The sequence below is a fragment of the Pseudonocardia sp. NPDC046786 genome, assembly GCF_040645415.1.
Lineage (GTDB): Bacteria > Actinomycetota > Actinomycetes > Mycobacteriales > Pseudonocardiaceae > Pseudonocardia > Pseudonocardia kongjuensis.
On sequence record NZ_JBEYYF010000058.1, the window covers coordinates 1 to 1,600 of the forward strand.

2 rRNA genes (1 of these 2 cut by a window edge) are annotated in these 1,600 nt (G+C 56.6%); both read right to left on the reverse strand.

Going from position 1 to position 1,600, the window contains the following annotated elements:
• Positions 1-6 precede the first annotated feature (6 nt).
• Positions 7-123: ribosomal RNA gene (rrf, locus tag ABZ881_RS30770) — 5S ribosomal RNA — on the reverse strand.
• A 79-nt stretch (positions 124-202) separates the two neighbouring features.
• A 23S ribosomal RNA gene (locus ABZ881_RS30775) occupies positions 203-1,600 on the reverse strand (it continues 1,775 nt past the right edge of the window).

Consider the following 1,600-nt stretch of genomic DNA (forward strand, 5'->3'; position numbering starts at 1 on the left):
GTTGAATGTCGGCAGCGACCTACTCTCCCACACCCTGTCGAGTGCAGTACCATCGGCGCAGAAAGGCTTAGCTACCGGGTTCGGAATGGGACCGGGCGTTTCCCTGACGCTATGACCACCGACAACACTATTATCTTATCCCCACCACACAACCAACACGGTCATGGGCTCAGGGTCACACAGTGGATGCGAACAAAATGTTGTGAGCAAGCCCTCGGCCTATTAGTACCGGTCAACTCCACCCCTCACAGGGCTTCCATCTCCGGCCTATCAACCCAGTCATCTCCTGGGAGCCTTACCCACTCAAGGTGGTAGGAGACCTCATCTTGGAACAGGCTTCCCGCTTAGATGCCTTCAGCGGTTATCCCTCCCGAACATAGCCAACCAGCCGTGCCCCTGGCGGGACAACTGGCACACCAGAGGTTCGTCCGTCCCGGTCCTCTCGTACTAGGGACAGCCTTCCTCAAATCTCCAACGCGCGCGGCGGATAGGGACCGAACTGTCTCACGACGTTCTAAACCCAGCTCGCGTACCGCTTTAATGGGCGAACAGCCCAACCCTTGGGACCTACTCCAGCCCCAGGATGCGACGAGCCGACATCGAGGTGCCAAACCATGCCGTCGATATGGACTCTTGGGCAAGATCAGCCTGTTATCCCCGGGGTACCTTTTATCCGTTGAGCGACACCCCTTCCACAAGGTGGTGCCGGATCACTAGTCCCGACTTTCGTCCCTGCTCGACCCGTCAGTCTCACAGTCAAGCTCCCTTGTGCACTTACACTCAACACCTGATTGCCAACCAGGCTGAGGGAACCTTTGGGCGCCTCCGTTACTCTTTGGGAGGCAACCGCCCCAGTTAAACTACCCACCAGGCACTGTCCCTGAACCAGATCATGGCCCGAGGTTGAGACACCCAGTTCGACCAGAGTGGTATTTCAACAACGACTCCACCATCACTGGCGTGATGACTTCACAGTCTCCCACCTATCCTACACAAGCCGAACCGAGCACCAATACCAAGCTATAGTAAAGGTCCCGGGGTCTTTCCGTCCTGCCGCGCGTAACGAGCATCTTTACTCGTAATGCAATTTCGCCGAGTCTGTGGTCGAGACAGCGCCCAAGTCGTTACGCCATTCGTGCAGGTCGGAACTTACCCGACAAGGAATTTCGCTACCTTAGGATGGTTATAGTTACCACCGCCGTTTACTGGCGCTTAAATTCTCCGCTTCGCCCCCCGAAAGGAGCTAACAGGTCCTCTTAACGTTCCAGCACCGGGCAGGCGTCAGTCCGTATACATCGTCTTGCGACTTCGCACGGACCTGTGTTTTTAGTAAACAGTCGCTTGGGCCTGGTCTCTGCGACCACCCACCCCTAGCCCGCAAAAGGGGCTTCAAGGCAGATGGCCCTCCTTCTCCCGAAGTTACGGAGGCATTTTGCCGAATTCCTTAACCACAGTTCTCTCGATCGCCTCGGTATTCTCTACCTGACCACCTGTGTCGGTTTGGGGTACGGGCCGCAACAGCACTCGCTAGAGGCTTTTCTCGACAGCATGGGATCACCCTCTTCGCCTCAATCGGCTACGCATCACCTCTCACCCACGA